Raw genomic sequence first — 14,455 nt, 5'->3', positions numbered from 1 at the left:
GGGCGTTATCGGAGCGTTACTCGTTGCCGGTTCGGTCAGCCCGGCCCGGTTCAGTTCAGGTCAACCCAGGTCTGGCTCAGCCAACCAGTCGTTCGACCGCGGCGAGGGGGATCGGCAGCCAGGTCGGGCGGTTGCGTATCTCGTAGACCGCTTCGTAGAGAGCCTTGTCGAGTTCGAACGCATCGAGCAGTGCACTCTGCTCGGCGAGTTTGATGCCGGAACGTTCCGCGTAGCCGCTGAGGAAGGCGCCCCGGCAGGCCGCAGCCCACTCGAGAACAGCGGGCAGGGTCTGGGCTGACGTAACAGGGGCTGAAGCGCCCGGTCTTGATGCATCCGTCACCGTCATCGCCCCAGCCACGTAGGAGAAGGACCGCAGCATACCGGCGACATCGCGTAACGGAATATCGGGGTGGGTGCGCTCGCGCAGGGTGCGCAGCGGTTCCCCCTCGAAGTCGAGAAGCACCCAGCCGCGGCCCTGCACATCGAGAACCTGGCCGAGGTGAAAATCGCCATGGATACGCTGAAGCCTCGGCCAGACCGCGGTCTCCGCGCGGGAAAAAACCGCCTCGATCGCGTCGCGATGCCGTGCCAAGGCGTGAACTTCACTCAGGGCCTGACCGCCGCGCAGGCGCATCTTCGCCATTTCCTCAGCGATGACCGCGGGGGTCGCGTCGAGAGTTGGCAGGGTGCGGGCGAGGTCGTGGTGCACATCAGCCGTGGCCTGCCCCAGCCGAAAGGCCGGGCCGGTGAAGTCGCTCCCGGATGCCGCAGCGACCAAAGCGGTCCGCCAGGCATCCGGGGCGTCGGGCAAGAACTCCTGGGCGAAAGCGAGATGGCCGACGGCACGGCTGCCGGGTTCGGCTGGGTCGTCCCACTGGCCGAGGACAGCGCCGAACGGCAGGGGGATCCGACGTGATCCGGCACTGGCGAGCGCGGCCTGCACCGCCACATCCGGATTCTCACCGGCATGGATGATGCGAAAAATCTTACAGATGATCGGCGTCGTTGGGTTGCCGGTGGCATCGGTACGTTCCACGATGATCGAGGTATTGGATTGCTCACCGCTGAGGACGCGAGTCGATGCGACCAACATCTCCGTCGTCACGGTCGAACCGGAGGACGGGTCAGTGGAGCGCGGTCGCAGGTCCTCGCCGCGCGCGCTCGCGACCGAGCGGTCGGTCACCGACGGCCTGGTCGATGCGGACACGCCCTGCCGTTCCATGAACGCGAGCAACGCGGCAGCGAAGGCGGGATCGTAGGCTGCGTCGTAGATGTAGCGCGCTTGGACCGACCCGGGGTGACGCACGGTGATCAGGGCGTTTTCGGCGCCAGGCAATTCCTCGGTGCGTTCGGTGGTCGGCAACTGGTACAGCGTGAGATGGAGGCTCGCCGTGTCGAGCACGAAATCCACACGGATGGTGACTCCCGGCTGGGCGCAGTCGAGGACGAAATACCCGATGCTGCGCAGCGCGGGAACGTTCCCCTTGCTGCCGAACCAGCGCTGGGTCGCGACCCAGGCGTTGACGTAGCTGGGGAGCGGGGTGCCCCGATGCCTAGGGGCGAGGTCGGGATTCAAGCTTCGGTCGGAAGCTGGGCGGTTCGGATCAGCGGGCTGGTCGGCATTCTGGGCGCGGTCTCCATCGATCATGCCGCCAGCGTAGCCTCCTCACCCGCATTGCGCGCCGTGCGAATTCGGGGGAGCACTGTCGCAACCATCGACCACTCACGGCAGCCCGCCCGCCACCACTCCCCAATTGGAATCACAGAATCAGACGATTTTCCTTTAGACCTGAGTTAGAATTGTAAACAATTGACAGACTGGTTGATCTGGGCCGCACTGTTCATGCACCGCTTAAACTCATCCGATCTGTACTCGAGAAAGAACTGTGAAGGGTATGCCCCAGCGATATTCATTGGAACCCGTTGTTCAGGAATCCACTCCGTCGATCATCGCCCGTAAATTGCGGTACGCGATCGCCCACGGCGAGGTGGTCCCGGGGTCGCAACTCGGCGAGGCCGAACTCGCCCGCGAACTCGGCGTCAGCCGGGGCCCGCTGCGTGAGGCCATGCAACGGCTAACCCAGGAAGGCCTCCTGGTGAGCATCCGGAATCGTGGACTTTTCGTGATCGAAATGACGGATGACGAAATTCGCGACATGTACGTGCTGCGCACCGCCATCGAGTCGGCCGCCTGTAAACTCCTCGTGCGTGCCGACCACGGTGCGGCCGGCACCGAGCTGCTGGCTAAGGTGAACGAGATGGATGATGCGGCCGCCACGGGCAACCGTGCCGCGATGAGCGACGCCGACATGGCCTTTCATGAACACCTGGTTGCGCTGAGCGGCAGTCGCAGCCTCGCGCGCATCCACAGCACGCTCATGACCGAGACCCGTATGTGCCTGACCGTGCTGCAGGACTCCTACCGGGTCACCGCAGACTGGATCGCAGAGCATCGCGGCATCGCCGAGGCAGTCTTCAATGGCGACGGGCCGCTCGCCGAGAGCCGGCTCAGCGACCACGAGGACGACGCGTTGGCGCGACTGACCAGCGCACCGGCATCCGTTTAGGTCGTTTAGAGCCTCAGAATCTCGCTGACCCTGGCAGGGCCGCAACGGCTGCTGAGACCGCTTAGACGATGACCTCGCCGACCAGGCGCAGGCAGAGCAGGGCGTAGACGCGGGCGGCCACGAGCAGTTCGGTCACGCTCACCGACTCGTCGATCTGGTGGGCTTGGCGGTTGAGGTCGCCTGGCCCGAACACGATCGTCGAAACGCCGAACTCACGATCGATGAAGCCGCCGTCGCAGGCGGCGCTCCAGCCGCCGATCGTGCTCTCGCCACCACCAGCCTGCGCCGTGGCGGCAACGGCCTGGGCGACGACCGGGTCGAGAGCACTCGTGCGAAAGCCCGGCATCTCCATCGTCACCTCGAAAGTGACGGTGATACCGCCGCCGTCGATCCCGGCCGCCGTGACCTGCGCGGCGAGGGCGGCCACGATCTCGTGCGGGTTCTCGCCCGGCATGAGGCGCCGGTCGATCCAGACCCGGCAGTCGGCGGCGACCATGGAGGTGCCGTCGCCGCCCTCGATGCGGCCCACGTTCCAGCTGCCGGCGCCGAGCAGGTCATCCTGGCTGGCCTGGAGCCGAGCGTGGTCGGCCAGAATGAGGGCGATGATCTTCGACGCGGCGCTGATGGCGTTGCGCCCGTCGGAGGGCCGCCCGGAGTGCGCTGATTTTCCCTGCACGGTCAGTTCGATATAGGCGTCGCCGCGGCAGCCGATCACCGTCTGCAGGCCGGTCGGTTCGGCGACCACGCACGCGGTGAAGCTGCCGATACCGGCGGCGGCCGTTGCGGCGGCGGTGAGAGCGCGGATGCCCAGGCCCAGGTCTTCCTCATCGACGGTGCAGAACAGGGTGGCCGGCCCGGCGAGGGTCACATCGGCTTCCTTGATCGCGGCAAGGGCCAGCACGATGGCCGCGAGCCCGCCCTTCATATCGGAGGATCCGCGACCAAACAGGCGGTCACCGGTGCGGAACGGCGTGAACGGGTCCCAGCTCCAGCCCTCGCCAGCCGGAACCACGTCCGAATGCCCGAGGAACATCAGGCCGGGCGCGGCGCCCCCGGCTAGGGTCGCGACCAGGTTCGGACGCCCCGGGGCGACCTCTGTTTCGGCTGTCACTATTCCGTGCGCGTCGCAGGCCGCGCGTAGCACCGCGACCGTCGCGTCTTCGGTGCCGCCCGGGTTCTCGCCGGCTGCCGCGATGAGCGCGGAGGCGAGCGCGACGATTCTCTTCTCGCTGAGGAGAGCGAGCACGCGTGTCTCGCTCTCGGTGAGCACGGCGTCCGTGGCGGTTCTGGTCATCAGCGTGCCTTCGGGTCGGGTCGGGTCGTTCTAGTGTGGCGCGCGGGCACGGTCGAGAGCGCGGGTGAGGCGAATCACGCCTTCTTCCGTACGTTCCGGTGTGGTCGACGCGAAGCAGAGACGCAGGGCGTCATCGAAACGACCGCTCGGCGAGAGCGCTGGCCCTGGAATGAATGCGACGCCCTCGGCGAGGGCCGTTTCGAACAGCGCCTGGGTGGAGGTGGCGGCATCCGCTCCCTGCAGGGTGAGCCAGAGAAAGAAGCCACCCTCCGGGTTGGTCATGGTGACGCGGTCGCCGAGGTGGCGATGGAGGCTGGCCTGCATCGCTTCCTTGCGGGCGCGGTATTCGAGGCGCAGAAAGTCGAGGTGGGAGTTTAGGCTGCCGCGACGAATGAACTCGGTGAGAATGTGCTGGCCGGGAATGTTGGTGCAGGTGTCCATGGTCTGTTTGGCGTTGATGACCAGCTGGCGCACGGCGGGGTCGGTGTCGACCCAACCGACCCGCAGTCCCGGCGCGAGGACCTTGGAGAAGGTGCGCACCGAGAATAGAAGCGGGTCGTTCGGGCTGAGCGCCTGAAAGTTGGGAATGTCGGTGCCGGCAAAGCGCAGCAGGCCGTAGGGGTCGTCGTCGATGATGACGGCGTTCCACTGGTGGGCGAGCTTGATCAGGAGTGCGCGGCGGGCCAGCGAGAGGGTGGTGCCGGAGGGATTCTGAAAGTTGGGGATGACGTAGATCGCCTTGGGGGGGCGGCCGGCGCGGGCGACCAGGTCGGGCAGGGCCTCGACGATCAGGCCGTTCTCGTCTATGGGCGCTTCGAGCAGCTCGGCGCCGTAGCTCAGGGCGGTCGCCGAGCCGTTGGTATAGGTGGGGGACTCGACGATCACGAGGTCGCCCGGGTCGACGAAGATCTTGCAGGCGAGGTCAAGCCCCTGCATGCCGCCGGTGGTGATGGTGATGCGCTCGGCGCTCGTCGGGTCGGGCGTGGTCGACAGGTAGTCGACGAGACTGGTCAGAAGGCCGGGCTCGCCCTCGGTCGCGCCGTAGGTGAACGAGCTGTGATCGAAGCGGCTTGCGGCGATCTCACGGAACGCGTCGAGGGGAACGGCGTCGGCGGCGGGGGAGCCCATGGCGAAGCGCACGATGTCGTGTTCCTGGGCGGCGAGCAGGGAGGTGCTGGAATCGATCACCGACCCGATCAGGTTTTCGGCACGGCGGGCGAGGGGCATTGTGGACGTTTTCATCGGATATCACAGTTCATCGTGCGTCGGTGTTCGGGTGGCCGGGGCCGTGGATAGGATTAAGAATTGGGGGTGAGCAGGCGCCGCGGAAAGTTCGTGAAGGTTTCGACGCCGGTCGCGGTGACCCGAATGGATTCGGAGAGTTCACACCCGAAGTTCTCCATCCACATGCCGCCGATCAGGTGAAAGGTCATGTTCTCTTGCAGTACGGTGTCGTCTTCGCCGCGCAGACTCACGGTACGTTCGCCCCAGTCCGGCGGGTAGGCGAGTCCGATGGAGTAGCCGATCCGGGAGGGTTTTTCGAGTCCGTACCGGGCGAGCGTCATGTTCCAGGCTTCGGCGAGGTCGCGGGTGCCGACCCCGGGGCGCACCAGGTCCAGCACCGAGCTGAGGCCGTCGTTGATCGCGTCGGCGAGCCGGGCGAGCTGGTCGCTCGGTTGCCCGAGCACGATCGTGCGGGCCATCGGTACGTGGTAGCGGTGGTGGGCCCCGGCCAGCTCGACGATGACGGCCTGGCCGGCTTCGAACGGCTGGTCGTTCCAGGTGAGGTGCGGGGTGTCGGCTTCTTCGCCGGTGGGCAGCATCGGCACGATCGCGGTGTAGTCGCCGCCGACCTCGGGGGTTCCTGCGATCTGCGCCTGGGAGATGGCCGCCGCGGCGTCGCACTGGCGTACGCCGACCCGGACGTGTTCGACGGCGGTCGTCATAGCCAACTCGCAGACCAACGCGGCCTGGCGCATCTTGGCGATCTCGGCATCCGTTTTGATCACTCGCACCCAGTTGACGAGCTCGACGGCGTCGACGAAGTCCCACTCGGGCAGGCCGGTTTGCAGGGCGCGGTAGGCCTTGGGGGAGAAGAACTGGGAGTCCATCTCAAGGCCGACCCGATTCGGTTCCACGAGGTCGCGCTCGCGCAGCGCCTCGCCGACCCAGTCGAAGGGGTGCAGGTGCGGGCGATGCACGAAGCTTTCCGGGTAGCCGATTATGTTCTCGGGTGGCAGCCAGGCCGTGCGAAAGGCGCCCTGGGCATCCATCGCGCGTAAGAAGAACAGCATGTCGCCGGCGAGCGGCACGAACAGAACTTGCGGGGTGTAGAACGACCAGGCGTTGTACCCAGTGAGGTAGTTGAGGTTGGCCGGGTCGGTCACCAGCAGCGCGGACAGCCCTTGGGCCTCCATGCGGCGACGCACATTGGCCAGTCGTTCGGCAAACTCGCTGCTGGTGAAGAGCACCGGAACCCCTTGAGTCGGTCGTGCCTATTGTTTACAATCTACAGGTATGGTGCGCCGGGAACAAGAGCCCGGCGCGCGGTCAGCGCGGAATCGCGAGGTACTTGTACTCGAGGTACTCGTCGATGCCGAGCTTGCCGCCCTCGCGGCCCAGGCCGGACTGCTTGACTCCGCCGAACGGGGCGAAGGGGTTGGAGACCATGCCGGTGTTGAGCCCGAGCATGCCTACTTCGAGGTCTTCGCCGAGGCGGAAGGCCCGGTCGATGTCCTGGGTGTAGAGGTAGCCGACCAGGCCCCACGGGGTGTTGTTGGCCAGGGCGATGGCTTCATCTTCGGTGTCGAAGGGCACCACCGGGGCGACCGGGCCGAAGATCTCGGTGTGCATGAGCTCGGAATCCGGGCTGACGTTGCCGAGCACGGTGGGCTGGTAGAAGTAGCCGGCGCCGTCGGTGCGCGCACCGCCGACCACAACGGATGCTCCGCGCGCGACCGCGTCGTCGACGAGCGCCTGCACCTTCAGCAGGGCCTTCTCCGAGATCAGCGGGCCCACGTTCACGCCGTCCTCGGCGCCGTCGCCGACGCTGAGCTCACTCATTCGCTGGGCGAGCTTCGCGGCGAATTCGGTTGCGACCGAGCGATGCACGAACATGCGGTTCGCGGCCGTGCAGGCCTCGCCCATGTTGCGCATCTTCGCGACCATGGCCCCGTCGACTGCGCGGTCGAGGTCGGCATCGGCGCAGACGATGAACGGCGCGTTGCCGCCGAGTTCCATGGAGGAGCGCATGACGTTGCGGCTGGCCTGGGCGAGCAGCAGCTTGCCGACCGCGGTCGAGCCGGTGAAGCTCACCTTGCGGGCGATGCCGCTGTCCATCCACGGTTCGACCACGCTGCCGGCCTTCGAGGTGGTGACGACATTGAGCACGCCTTTGGGCAGGCCGGCCTCGACCAGAATGTCAACGAGCGCGAGGGAGGTGAGCGGGGTCAGCTCGGCCGGCTTGAATACGATCGTGCAGCCAGCCGCGATGGCCGGGCCGATTTTGCGAGTGCCCATCGCGAGCGGAAAGTTCCACGGCGTGACCAGCACGCAGGGCCCGACCGGTTCGCGGGTGACCAGGATGCGGTGCTTGCCATCGCCGGTGATGGTGTGGTCGCCGCCGACGCGCACGGCCTCTTCGGAGTACCAGCGAAAGAATTCGGCCGCGTAGGCCACCTCGCCCCGGGCATCGGCGAGCGGTTTGCCCATTTCGGAGGTAATGACGAGGGCGAGTTCCTCCTGCCGGCTCATCAACAGATCGTAGGCGCGGCGCAGAATCTCGCTGCGTGAGCGCGGTGAGGTCTTGCCCCACGCCTTCTGGGCCCGGTTGGCGGCTTGGATCGCGAGTTCGGCATCGGCCGGTCCGCCGTCGGCGACCTGGGCGAGCACCGTGCCGGTGGCCGGGTTCTCGACCGCAAAGGTGGTGCCAGAGAGTGCCGGGGTCCAGGCGCCGTCGATGAACAGCCCAGTGTTAATCGTGGCGATGATGGTGGCCGCGTCGAGGGCGACCGGGAGTGTGGCGGTGGAAGTCATTTCGTGTCCTTCGGTAAGCGTGTGGGGTCCAAAAGTTGAGCGAGGTGGTGGGTCTGCCGAGCCGGGTCGAGCTGCTGCACCTGCATGTGGCAGCTGAACCCGTCGGTCAGCACGGCCTGCTGTGGTGGCAGTGCGCGCAGGGCGGGCGCCAGGGCCTGCTCGGCGACGATCATGCTCAGGTCGAAATGTGCCTGCTCGAAGCCGAAATTGCCGGCCACGCCGCAGCATCCGGTCGCCTCGCGCACCTCGCCCACGCCGACGGCGGTGAGAGCAGCCTTTTGGGCGTTGGCGCCGAAAACCGAGTATTCGTGGCAGTGTGCCTGCACGGTTACGCTGGCCGGCGCCTGGCCGCCTGCCCAGTCTGGTCGCCAACCGTCGGCGGCCAACTCGGTCACGGCTCCGGCGAAACTGCGGATGCGCTGCGACACACGGCGGGCGGCGTCGGTCGGCACGAGCTCGGGCAGGTCCTTGCGTAGGGCGGCCGCGCAGCTTGGTTCGAGCACGACGATCAGCCGGTCGGTGCCGTCGTCGAGCACCTGGGCGGCGTTTCTGAGCAGGCGGCGCGCGGTGGAAAGCTGCCCGGTGGAGATCCAGGTGAGGCCGCAGCAGACCTCGGCCGAGCACTCCACGGTCTTGCCGGCAGATTGCAGCACTCGCTGCGCCGAGCCGGCCACATCGGGGCGAAACCCGCGGGTGAAGGTGTCAATGAAGAGCACTACGTCGGCCGGGGCCGTTGACGTTGTTGGCGGGAGCATCTTCTTCCAAGCGGATGCCGCGTGGAAGTGCGGCAGGCGCCGCTGCGTCGTCACGCCGCCCAGCCGGGCGATGAGGGTGCCGAGCGTGCTACCGAGTACGAGGTTCACCAGCGGTGCCATCAGCCCGGTCAGTTTCAGCCAGCGCGGCAGCCAGCCGAGGGAGTAGTGCGAAATAGGCCGCAGCCGACCCTCGTAGTAGTTGTCGAAGAACTCCGACTTGTAGGTGGCCATGTCGACGCCGGCCGGGCAGTCACTCGAACAGGCCTTGCAGGACAGGCACAGGTCGAGGGCCTCGCGCACCTCCTCGGAGCGCCACCCCTCCTTGACCGTGCGTGCGCCGCGGATCATGTCCTGCAGCACCCGGGCGCGGCCGCGGGTGGAATCCTTCTCGTCGCCGGTAGCCCGGTAGCTCGGGCACATGACCCCACCGACGTCACTGCGGCAGCGGCCGATGCCCACGCAGCCCTGCACTGCGTGGCTGAACGAGTCGAGGCCGGAATTGCTTCCGTGCTGGCCGACCGGGGTGAGGTCGAAACTCGTGCGCCACACGCGGTTCGGTGTTTCGGCGAGAGTTAGGTGGGCGAGAGTCGGTTCAGGATCGACGATCGAGCCCGGGTTGAGCAGCTGCTGCGGGTCCCAGAGGGCTTTGAACCGGGCAAAGGCGGCCATCATGGCGGGGGAATACATGATGGGCAGCATGGCGGAGCGCGAACGCCCGTCGCCGTGTTCGCCGGAGATCGAGCCGCCGTGTCGCACCACAAGTTCGGCGGCCGCACGGGTGAAGTCGTCCATGATCTGGCGGCCGGACGCGCTCCGCAGGTCGAAGGTGAGGCGCACGTGCATGCAGCCGGCACCGAAATGTCCATAGATGACGCCGGTCAGGTCGAACTGGGCCATCAAGCGTCGAAAGTCTTCGAGGTAGTCGGCCAGCTTTTTGGGGGCGACGGCGGAGTCTTCCCAGCCGGGCCAGGATTCCCCGCCGCTGGCCAGCCGGGCCGAGAGCCCGGCACCGTCTTCGCGCACCCGCCAGAGCGAAGCGCGTTCGGCGAGGTCGGGTACCGCGCGGCCGGCCAGCAGGCGGCCGTTCTCCCGCAGGCGAGCAAGCAGCTTCTCGCCCTGGGCGGCGACAGCGACAGGGTCGTCGCCGTCGATGTCGACGTAGAGCCAGGCCTTGCCGGCGGGCAGGCCCTGCACCGAATCGGCGCCGCGGCGCGCCTGCATGGTCTGCACGATCGCTTCGTCGATGCCCTCGATAGCGGCAGGGGAGAACTCGAGAATAGTGGGCACGTCGCGGGCGGCATCGACGACGTCGTCGTAGCCGAGGCTGAGCAGCAGGGCCGCCTGCGGCTGGGGCACGAGTTGCACGGTCGCGGCGACGACAATGGCGCAGGTGCCCTCACTGCCGACCAGCGCGCGGGCCACGTCGAAACCGTGTTCCGGCAGCAAATGTGAGAGGTGGTAGCCCGACACCTGCCGGGCGATCCGGCCGAGTTCGAGTCGAAACTCCCCGAGGTGGTCGGCGGCGAGCTGCCGCAGCCCGGCGGTGAGGGTCGCGGCAAGCGCTCGGGCTGCGGCATCCGTTTCATCGGTCGCCGTGAGGGCGGTGCGGGTCGCCGTCAACCGGATGCCGGCCGCGGTCACGAGGTCGAGCGCAAGCACGTGGTCGGAGGTACGCCCGTGTCGCACCGAGTGGTTGCCGCAGGCATCATTGCCTATGGCGCCGCCGATCGTGGCGCGGGTGCGGCTGGACGGGTCGGGGGCGAAGGTGAGCGTGCCGCCCGATACGGCGGCGACCTCGCGTTGCAGGGTGGAGAGGATGACGCCGGAGTCGACAACGGCGGTCTGCGCGGTCAGGTCGATGGAGTGAATGGCGTGCAGGTAGCGGGAGAAGTCGAGCACGATGCCCGCACCGACGGCATTGCCGGCCATCGAGGTGCCGCCGCCACGGCTGACCAGCGGAATGTGCTCCGCGCTCGCGAACCGGGCGACCGCGACGACCTCGTCGACGCTGCGCGGAAAGACCACCGCGACCGGTGACACCCGATAGTTGCTCGCGTCATAGCTGTATTCACTGAGGCGGCGCGGGGCCGTGTCTACCTCGATTCCGCCCGCGCGCAGGGGGTGGAATCGATCGGAGGCCAGAGTGAGTGGGGTCGAGGGCATTTGGCGAGGCTATCGGGTCGGGTTGTGCGGCCGGATCAGACTGTGGCGCCAGTGAGGGCAGCGGCGTCGAGCAACGGCACGGCGCCGGAGGCATTTAGGGCGGCCTCAAACGCACTCAGGCCCTGCTCGATCTCCTGGTCGCTCACGATCAGTGCCGGGATGACGCGCACGACGTTGCCGCGCGTGCCGCAGGTGAGCAGCAACAAATTCTGCGCGATGGCGGCCTGCTGCACGGCGGCGGCGGCTTCGGGGTTGGGGTCGCCGTCGGCGTCGACGAACTCGACCCCCTGCATGAGGCCGAGGCCGCGCACATCGCCGATCATTGGGCGGGTCGCGGCGAGGCGCTTTAGGCCGGCCTGCAGTTGCAGGCCGCGTACCCGGGCGTTCTCCACGAGGTTCTCTTCGCGCACGACGTCGAGGGTGGCCACGGCGGCGGCGCAGGACACGGCGTTGCCACCGTAGGTGCCGCCCTGCGAACCGGCCCAGGCCTTCTCCATCAGCCCCAGCGGTGCGGCGATGGCCGAGAGCGGAAAGCCACTGGCAAGGCCCTTAGCCGTGATGAGGATATCGGGGGTGATGGTGGAGTACTGATGGCCCCAGAACTTACCGGTCCGGCCGACGCCAGCCTGCACCTCGTCAAGAATTAAGATGATGCCGTGGTGGGTGGCGCGCTCGCGCAATCCTTCGAGGAAGGCCGAAGGGGTAGGCAGATAGCCGCCGTCGCCGAGGGCCGGTTCGATGATGAACCCGGCAGTGTCGGCCGGGCTCGAAATAGTGCTGAGCAGGTAGTCGAGCTCCTTGAGCGCGAATGTGACCGCGGTCTCTTCGTCCCAGCCGTAGCGAAACGCGTAGGGGAACGGGGAGATGTGCACGCCGCCCATGATCGGCGAGAAGCCGGAGCGAAACTTGGTGCCAGCCGTGGTGAGGCTCGCGGCGGCCACGGTGCGGCCGTGGAAGCCGCCGTGGAAGGCGATGATGTTGGGGCGGCCGGTAGCCATGCGGGCTTGGCGAATGGCGGCCTCGACCGCTTCGGACCCTGAGTTGAGGTAAAAGACGCTGTCCATTCCCTGCGGCAGGACCTCGCCGAGCTTGTCGGTGAGGTCGAGCAAGGGAGTGTGCATCACCGTGGTGAACTGCGCGTGAATGATCTTGCCGGCCTGCTCGCGGGCGGCGGCGACGACACGCGGGTGGCAGTGACCGGTGCTCGTGACGCCGATGCCGCTCGTGAAGTCGAGGTACTTCTCGCCGTCGGTCCCGAAGATATAGGAACCGATCGCGTGGTCGACTACGACGGGTGTGGCTTGCTTGAGGCAGGGGCTGAGAGTCGTCATGTGTCCATCATGCGAGCGGATACCCGGATTGTCAACAATCCTTTCAGAAAGAATGGCTGTTCCGGCCAGACCAGGTCCGGCCGGGACAGCCGTTAATCGGTCCAGAAAGAACGGATATTGACGGCTTCGCCAGGCAGACCGCCCGAGGCATTGTTGACAATCATCTGTTTCTGCACTGTGCTGGCAGAATGCACATGACATCTTCAATCAGCCACCGCCCGCGCATCGTGGTGCTCTGCGAATCCATCAATGCCGAGCGCCCCGCCGGGATGGACGAGATCGAGGTCGTGGCCGACGTGCGGTGGACCGATGCCGCCGGGTTGCCCGAGGCGATCGAGACCGCTGAAATCCTGTTGCTCTGGGACTTCTTCTCCACCGCACTGCGGGACGCCTGGCCGAGGGCCCGCGCCCTGAAGTGGGTGCACGTCGCCGCCGCGGGCGTTGACGCCGTGCTGTTCGATGAGTTCCGCGACTCCGACGTCGTGCTCACCAATGCCCACGGCTTCTTCGATGGCCCGATCGCCGAATTCGTGCTCGCGAACATCCTGGCGCACGACAAGGGGCTGCATGAGAACCGTGCCCTGCAGCGGGCCCATGAGTGGACGCACCGGGAGACCCGGCGCACCGCCGGTAGTACGGCCCTTGTCATCGGAACCGGCGGCATCGGCCGCCAAATTGCGCGGCTCTTGCGTGCCGTCGGCCTCGAGGTGCGTGGCGCCGGGCGGCGTGCCAGCAGCGGCGACCCGGATTTCGGCACCATCGTATCGTCAGCCGCACTCGCCGACGAGGTGGGCTGGGCTGACAATGTCGTCGTGGTCGCACCCCTGACGACCGAGACGCGCGGGATGATCGATGTGGGTGTGTTCGACGCGATGAAGGCATCCGCTCATTTGATCAGCGTCGGCCGAGGGCCGCTCATCGACGAGGGGGCTCTGCTGCAGGCGCTGCAGAGCGGCTCGATCGCGGCGGCTTCGCTCGACGTCTTCGTCGAGGAGCCGCTGCCGGCGGCGAACCCGCTCTGGGATGCCCCGGGCGTCACCGTGTCGGCCCATATGTCGGGCGACGTGGTGGGCTGGCGCGATGGATTAGCCGAGCAATTCATCGGCAATGTGTGGCGCTGGTTGGCCGGGGAGGACCTGGTCAATGTCGTTGACAAGGATCTGGGGTACGTGGCGCGAACGCACTGATCGCGACCAGCGCGATCCAAATAAAAAGAGAGCTTTACAATAAGATTGTTGACAATCATCGTTCGGATTGCGTAACTTCGTCATACACGCAGAACTCATTCACCCCTCCGTAGCGAGCAGCGCCCGAACAGGCTGGGCCTCGGGCCAGGGTGACCACGAACGGAGTAATCATGATTGCCAACATCTCTCGGCGTAATGTTCTGCAGGGCGCCGGCGTTGCCGCGCTGGGCGCAGTCTTCGCGGTCGTCGCCACTGGCTGCGCCACGGTCACCCCCGCCGGCGAGGCCGTCGACGGAGGCAGCGACCTGCTCGCCCTGGCCAAGAAGCAGGGCTACCTGCGCGTCGGCATCGCCAACGAGCCGCCCTACACGCAGGTGAACAGCGACGGAACCGTCACCGGCTGTGAGCCCGACGTACTCAAAGCCGTCTGCAAGCGCCTCGGCATCGACGACGTGCAGGGCATCATCACCCCCTATGAATCCATGATCCCCGGCCTGCAGGCCAACCGTTGGGATGCCGTCGCGGCCGGCCTGTTCATGAAGCAGTCCCGCTGCGCCGAAGTGCTCTACTCCGAACCGGTCATCGTCTCGACGGAGTCGTTTGGCGTGCCGATAGGCAACCCCAAGAACATCCTCGCCGTCGCCGATGTGCTCGCCGACAGCAGCCTCCGCATCGCCGTGCTGCCAGGCGGCTTCGAAGAGGGCATCCTCAACACTGCCAAGGTGCCTGCCGCCCAGCAGGTCAAGGTCAACGACGGCCGCAGCGGCATCGAAGCCCTCGCCGCCGACCGTGCCGACGCCTTCTTTCTGCCGACACTGTCACTGCGTGCCCTCGCCGAGACCGACAAGAGCTTCGAGACGACCGAGCAGGTTCCGGACGCCCCCCGCACCGGTTCCGGCGCGGCTTTCCGCACCACAGACACCGCCTTCCATAAGGCGTACAACACCGAACTTGCGGCCTTCAAGAAGACTCCAGAGTTCAAGGAAATCCTGGATACCTGGGGCTTCGACGCCGCGGCCGTGGAGGGCGTCACCGCCGACGAACTCTGCAAGACCGAGGGCTGACCGCTTTTGTCGCCGCGGGTCTGGTGCCCGCGGCGGCCGCGCGTTTCGGACTATACGTA

The 14,455-nt window shown here is 66.8% G+C and carries 10 protein-coding genes; 3 read left to right on the top strand and 7 right to left on the bottom strand.

Annotation, left to right across the window (positions count from 1 at the left end; all coding sequences use genetic code 11):
* Positions 1–76: 76 nt before the first annotated feature.
* The gene (locus tag E3T47_RS10935; RefSeq protein ID WP_134556087.1) at positions 77–1,648 is read right to left on the bottom strand and encodes a maltokinase N-terminal cap-like domain-containing protein; all 1,572 of its coding nucleotides are present in this window, start codon (positions 1,646–1,648) and stop codon (positions 77–79) included.
* Positions 1,649–1,913: 265 nt separating this feature from the next.
* On the opposite strand from E3T47_RS10935, the gene E3T47_RS10930 reads away from it, so the two are divergent.
* Positions 1,914–2,567, top strand: a complete 654-nt coding sequence (locus tag E3T47_RS10930) for a GntR family transcriptional regulator (protein ID WP_241982182.1) — start codon at positions 1,914–1,916, stop codon at positions 2,565–2,567.
* Between the two features lie 61 nt (positions 2,568–2,628).
* Here E3T47_RS10930 and E3T47_RS10925 read toward each other — a convergent pair whose 3' ends face one another.
* The 6 genes from E3T47_RS10925 to E3T47_RS10900 all read right to left on the bottom strand — a co-directional run bounded on the left by E3T47_RS10925 (position 2,629) and on the right by E3T47_RS10900 (position 12,145).
* Positions 2,629–3,861 carry a M20 family metallopeptidase gene (locus E3T47_RS10925; RefSeq protein ID WP_134556085.1) on the bottom strand — a complete coding sequence of 411 codons (1,233 nt, stop codon included), beginning with the start codon at positions 3,859–3,861 and terminating at the stop codon, positions 2,629–2,631.
* Between the two features lie 30 nt (positions 3,862–3,891).
* Positions 3,892–5,103 (bottom strand): aminotransferase-like domain-containing protein, encoded by a 1,212-nt coding sequence (locus tag E3T47_RS10920; RefSeq protein WP_134556084.1) that lies wholly within the window; start codon positions 5,101–5,103, stop codon positions 3,892–3,894.
* A 56-nt stretch (positions 5,104–5,159) separates the two neighbouring features.
* Entirely contained in the window at positions 5,160–6,332 is a 1,173-nt protein-coding gene (locus E3T47_RS10915) for a M24 family metallopeptidase (RefSeq protein ID WP_134556083.1), read from the bottom strand.
* A gap of 79 nt (positions 6,333–6,411) precedes the next feature.
* Entirely contained in the window at positions 6,412–7,896 is a 1,485-nt protein-coding gene (locus E3T47_RS10910) for an NAD-dependent succinate-semialdehyde dehydrogenase (RefSeq protein WP_134556082.1), read from the bottom strand.
* Positions 7,893–10,814, bottom strand: coding sequence for an FAD-binding and (Fe-S)-binding domain-containing protein (locus tag E3T47_RS10905; protein ID WP_134556081.1), 2,922 nt, complete (start codon positions 10,812–10,814; stop codon positions 7,893–7,895). The genes E3T47_RS10910 and E3T47_RS10905 overlap by 4 nt, the downstream gene beginning before the upstream one ends.
* A 35-nt stretch (positions 10,815–10,849) precedes the next feature.
* Positions 10,850–12,145 (bottom strand): aspartate aminotransferase family protein, encoded by a 1,296-nt coding sequence (locus E3T47_RS10900; protein WP_134556080.1) that lies wholly within the window; start codon positions 12,143–12,145, stop codon positions 10,850–10,852.
* Positions 12,146–12,339: 194 nt separating this feature from the next.
* Between E3T47_RS10900 and E3T47_RS10895 the strand changes: the two genes are divergently transcribed.
* Complete coding sequence (locus tag E3T47_RS10895) at positions 12,340–13,332, top strand: D-2-hydroxyacid dehydrogenase (RefSeq protein WP_134556079.1); 993 nt, start codon at positions 12,340–12,342, stop codon at positions 13,330–13,332.
* A 170-nt stretch (positions 13,333–13,502) separates the two neighbouring features.
* Entirely contained in the window at positions 13,503–14,396 is an 894-nt protein-coding gene (gene ehuB / locus E3T47_RS10890) for an ectoine/hydroxyectoine ABC transporter substrate-binding protein EhuB (protein ID WP_134556078.1), read from the top strand.
* Positions 14,397–14,455: the final 59 nt, after the last annotated feature.

It is taken from the genome of Cryobacterium ruanii, from assembly GCF_004404055.1.
Classification (GTDB): domain Bacteria; phylum Actinomycetota; class Actinomycetes; order Actinomycetales; family Microbacteriaceae; genus Cryobacterium; species Cryobacterium ruanii.
The sequence above is the reverse complement of the archived record's forward strand: the minus strand, read 5'-3'. Positions and strand labels throughout refer to the sequence as shown.

Coding starts and splice junctions, on each gene's coding strand:
- E3T47_RS10935 (WP_134556087.1), bottom strand. CDS start 1,648: ATGATCGATGGAGACCGCGCCCAGAATGCCGACCAGCCCGCTGATCCG.
- E3T47_RS10925 (WP_134556085.1), bottom strand. CDS start 3,861: ATGACCAGAACCGCCACGGACGCCGTGCTCACCGAGAGCGAGACACGC.
- E3T47_RS10920 (WP_134556084.1), bottom strand. CDS start 5,103: ATGAAAACGTCCACAATGCCCCTCGCCCGCCGTGCCGAAAACCTGATC.
- E3T47_RS10910 (WP_134556082.1), bottom strand. CDS start 7,896: ATGACTTCCACCGCCACACTCCCGGTCGCCCTCGACGCGGCCACCATC.
- E3T47_RS10905 (WP_134556081.1), bottom strand. CDS start 10,814: ATGCCCTCGACCCCACTCACTCTGGCCTCCGATCGATTCCACCCCCTG.
- E3T47_RS10900 (WP_134556080.1), bottom strand. CDS start 12,145: ATGACGACTCTCAGCCCCTGCCTCAAGCAAGCCACACCCGTCGTAGTC.
- E3T47_RS10895 (WP_134556079.1), top strand. CDS start 12,340: ATGACATCTTCAATCAGCCACCGCCCGCGCATCGTGGTGCTCTGCGAA.
- ehuB (WP_134556078.1), top strand. CDS start 13,503: ATGATTGCCAACATCTCTCGGCGTAATGTTCTGCAGGGCGCCGGCGTT.